Origin of the sequence: Siccirubricoccus deserti, assembly GCF_014283215.1 — a bacterium.
GTDB classification, from domain to species: Bacteria; Pseudomonadota; Alphaproteobacteria; order Acetobacterales; family Acetobacteraceae; genus Siccirubricoccus; species Siccirubricoccus deserti.
The window spans coordinates 1-3,292 of record NZ_JACOMF010000162.1; the positions used below are offsets into that span (position 1 = coordinate 1).

The window sequence follows — 3,292 nt, forward strand, 5'->3', positions numbered from 1 at the left end:
CTAACCGCCACCGCCTTCGCCAAGCGGCCGCGGACCTGCGGCTGACGATCAAAGCCAGGGAAGTTGTACCGCCCCTGTCATCATCACCGGTCACTGTTCAGGACGATCAGGGTCCTCTCCTTCGAGAGATCCCAGGTTGGCCATGATGCGTGGGATTTCGCCGGGGATCTCGCGGGCCAGGAAGCCCAGTGGGCCATGTGCCCGGGCAAGGCGCCTTCCCGCCTCGGCGTGCATGTAGACGCCCCAGGCCGTGGCCTGCGCCGGCGCCGCGCCACGTGCCAGCAAGCCTGCTATGAACCCCGCCAGCGTGTCACCGGAGCCCGAGGTGCCGAGCCCGACACAACCATGCCGGTTGACCCAGGCCCGGCCGTCCGGGTCGGCAATCCACGTCGTTGCGCCTTTCAGCGCCACCACCGCGCACAGCATCGACGCCGCGCTAAGGGCCGTGGCGAGTGGATCCGCCTCCACCGCCTCCTTCGTCATACCCAGCAGCCCAGCCATCTCCCCGGCATGCGGTGTGATCACCACGCGCCCCCCATGGCGTCGGCGCCGCCCCTCGTCCAGCCTGGACAGGCCCGACATGGCTGCGGCATCCAGGACGAAGCCCGCGCCCGGCGTCACCTCCAGCAAGGCAGCAGCCAGGGTTGCCGCTTCCGCCTGCTCCAGCATGCCGGGGCCGATCAGCACCGCGCCGCACTGCCCGGCCGGGTGGCGCAGCGCCGCGGCCGCTGCCGGCGCGATGCCGCCCCCCGGCGTCTCCGCCACACCGAAGACGCGGGCCTCCGGCACGGCCAGGGCCAAGTGCGGCGCGATGCTGCGGCAGGTGGCCATCTGCAGCTTGCCGGCGCCGACGCGCAACGCCGCCGTACCGGCGAGCAGCATGCCTCCTGGTACCTCGAGGCTGCCGCCGACGACCAAGACCCGGCCTCGCCCTTCCTTGTCGCCACCCTCCGGCTCCGGCAGGGGCATGCCGCGCAGCAGCGCGGGCGTCAGCTCCAAGGTCGCGCTCATCGGGCGGCCACATTGGCGTCCGGCGTGGCGGTGACCGGCGTGCCCTCCCGTTCGAGCGGGGCGACGAAATTGTAGCAGTGCAGCCGCAGTGCGCCATGCCGGCCAAGGCCTGGGTCAAAGCGATACTCGGTGACCGAGCAATTGGCGACATCGGCCTCGGCATCGATCGCCAGCAGCCGTGCCTCGTCGAGACCTTCGAGCAGGTAGCGCAGGCAGAGCACGACGACCTGATGGCTGACGATCAGCACGCGGCAGCCGTCATGGTGCAGGCTGATCGTGTCGAGCGCGCTGCGCAGGCGCAGGATAACATCGCACCAGCTCTCGCCCCCCGGCGGGCGGTGGTAGAACTTGCCCAGCAGCCGGCGGGCCTCGGCCTGCTCAGGGAAGCGCGCCAGGATGCCAGCCGTGGTCAGCCGGTCGAGAATGCCGAACTCCTTCTCGCGCAGCCGCTCATCCACGATGAACTCCAAGGGATCGAGCGACAGATTGCCGGCAGCCCGGAGCAGGGCCGCGGTCTGGCGCGCCCTGAGATAGGGCGAGGTGAGCACCGCATTCGGCCGCTTCTCCTCCGGCGCCGCGGCGAACCAGTGGCCGAGCGCAGCTGATTGCCGTTCCCCGAGCGGGCTGAGCGGCACGTCGGCGTCACGGTGGGGGATGTCTATCATCGCCAGCCCGCGCGCCTGGGCGGCGTTGCGCGCGACGTTTCCGGCGCTCTCGCCATGCCGCACGACCCAGAGCCGTTCAGGCCAGCGCTGATACATCGGGATACCTGCTTCTGCCTCAGCCGGTAACACCGCGGCGCGGCATCCGTTCGACGTGGGCGAATCTCCTGCAGCGGCCGCGTCCAAAGGAGGGAGGAGGCCTCGCGTGCCGAGGTGGGCCGCACCACATCCCGGCGAAAGCCTACCCGGCCTCGGATGCGGGCGGCGGGACGTGGTTGGTCGCGCCAGCCGTTCAGCCCACACCAAGCAAGGCGATCGCCACGAGGCTGGCGCAGGCTAGGACGACAAGCCCGGCGGCTGCCGCGCCGACGATGCGTGGCCCGGCGCGCAGCAGCCCGCGAAGCTCCACGCTGACGCCGAGTCCGGCCATTGCCAAGGACGTCAGCAGCCCCGCCAACCCATGCAGCGGCGCCCGCGCCGCCTGCGGCACCAGCCCGGCCGCATTCGCCGCCGCAAGCGCCAGGAAGCCCAGGATGAACCAGGGCACGAAGCGGCGGGCCACAGGCGGCCGGTGGCCGTCCGCCGCCTTCCGTCGCCGCTGCATGGCCGAGAGGCCCAGCACGACCGGTCCCAGCGTCAGCACGCGCAGCAGCTTCACCAGCGTGCCGGCCTGCATCGCCTGGCTGCCGAAGGGCGCCGTCGCCGCCAGCACCTGTGGTACGGCGTATACAGTCAGCCCCGCGAAGGTACCGTACTGCGAAGCGGAGAGGGCAAGCGCCGTGCCGAGCGGCGGCAGCACCAGAACGACAAGGACGCCGAGCGCAGCCGTGAAGGCCACGGTGGATGCAACCTCCTTCGCACTGGCGCCCAGCACTGGCGCCACGGCGGCGATCGCCGAATTGCCGCAGATGGCATTGCCGCAGGCGATGAGCATCGCCGTACGATGTGGCAGGCCGAGCAGCCGTCCCGCGCCGTAGCCAGCTGCAAGGCACAGGACGACCACTCCGGCGATGAAAACCGGCAGTTGTAACCCACCCGCCGCGACGGCGCGCGGATCGAGCGAAGCACCGAGCAGGACGACAGCCACTTCCAGCAGCGTGCCGGAGGCGTGGCGAATGCCGGGACGGAAGGCCGGTGCCGGCTCCCAGTTGGTGCGGATCGCCGCGCCGATCAGGATGGCAAGGACCAGCGAGTCGAGCCAAGCAAAGCCGAATAGGCTGCGTTCCAGTGCCTGAACCGCCCACGCCACCGCGGCGATGGCCGCGCAGAGGGCGAGGCCCGGCAGCAGCTCGCCCGCCGCGCGTAGGATGGCCGCCATCAGGGCGCAGCGGTCTTATGGATCATGGTCGCCGCTGCCGGCCCGCAAAGACGCGGAAACCACGCTGGGCCACCGGCCCTGCCGTGACCATCGCCACGATCTCCGCCGCGATCTTCGCTCCGCCGAGTGCCGACGGTTCGATCGCATTGGCGAAGTCCGCCGGATCGCTGCAGATCAGGCGCAGGTCGATCACTGCCAGGTCGCGGGCAAAGGCTTCGCGCAGGATCGCGTCGTTGAACAGGGTGAGCCCCGCCACGGCCAGCCGCTGCCGCGCGGCGTCCGGAAAGCGCGGGTCGTAGAT

4 protein-coding genes are annotated in these 3,292 nt (G+C 70.9%); all 4 read right to left on the reverse strand.

Annotated elements, in window-relative coordinates; genetic code table 11:
- Positions 1–90 precede the first annotated feature (90 nt).
- The gene (locus tag H7965_RS29210; RefSeq protein WP_186774009.1) at positions 91–1,011 is read right to left on the reverse strand and encodes an NAD(P)H-hydrate dehydratase; all 921 of its coding nucleotides are present in this window, start codon (positions 1,009–1,011) and stop codon (positions 91–93) included.
- Positions 1,008–1,772 carry a histidine phosphatase family protein gene (locus H7965_RS29215; RefSeq protein ID WP_186774010.1) on the reverse strand — a complete coding sequence of 255 codons (765 nt, stop codon included), beginning with the start codon at positions 1,770–1,772 and terminating at the stop codon, positions 1,008–1,010. Before H7965_RS29215 ends, H7965_RS29210 begins: the two co-directional genes overlap by 4 nt.
- 193 nt (positions 1,773–1,965) lie before the next feature.
- The gene (locus H7965_RS29220; RefSeq protein WP_186774011.1) at positions 1,966–2,991 is read right to left on the reverse strand and encodes a YeiH family protein; all 1,026 of its coding nucleotides are present in this window, start codon (positions 2,989–2,991) and stop codon (positions 1,966–1,968) included.
- A gap of 22 nt (positions 2,992–3,013) precedes the next feature.
- Positions 3,014–3,292, reverse strand: a 279-nt coding sequence (locus tag H7965_RS29225; RefSeq protein ID WP_222440885.1) for a hypothetical protein, incomplete at its 5' end; no start/stop codon positions are given.

Excerpts from the sequence above, each read along its gene's own strand:
- H7965_RS29210 (WP_186774009.1), bottom strand. The coding sequence starts at position 1,011 with ATGAGCGCGACCTTGGAGCTGACGCCCGCGCTGCTGCGCGGCATGCCC.
- H7965_RS29220 (WP_186774011.1), bottom strand. The coding sequence starts at position 2,991 with ATGGCGGCCATCCTACGCGCGGCGGGCGAGCTGCTGCCGGGCCTCGCC.
- H7965_RS29215 (WP_186774010.1), bottom strand. The coding sequence starts at position 1,772 with ATGTATCAGCGCTGGCCTGAACGGCTCTGGGTCGTGCGGCATGGCGAG.